Here is a 212-nt window from a genome sequence, read left to right as displayed (position 1 = left end):
CCGTTGCTGCCGGTGCCGCCGGTTTGACCGGCCGCGGTGGAGGCCAGGCCGGCGGCTCCATCACCGCCGGTGCCGCCGTGGCCACCGGCGCCGCCGGTTCCGGCGTTGCCGGTGTTACCGGCGGTGCCGGCTCCGGTGCCGGCTGCGCCGCCTGCTCCGGCGGTGCCGCCGTTGCCGCCGACACCGCCGGCGGTGGCGTCGGTGGAGCCGAT

The 212-nt window shown here is 79.7% G+C and carries 1 protein-coding gene; it reads right to left on the bottom strand.

The window, feature by feature from the left end; all coding sequences use genetic code 11:
- Positions 1-212 (bottom strand): hypothetical protein (locus tag SKC42_RS27625; protein WP_330967391.1); only part of this gene is annotated, 212 nt, incomplete at both ends.

The sequence above is a fragment of the Mycobacterium sp. 050134 genome, assembly GCF_036409085.1.
In the GTDB taxonomy this organism is placed as follows: domain Bacteria; phylum Actinomycetota; class Actinomycetes; order Mycobacteriales; family Mycobacteriaceae; genus Mycobacterium.
The sequence above is the reverse complement of the archived record's forward strand: the minus strand, read 5'-3'. Positions and strand labels throughout refer to the sequence as shown.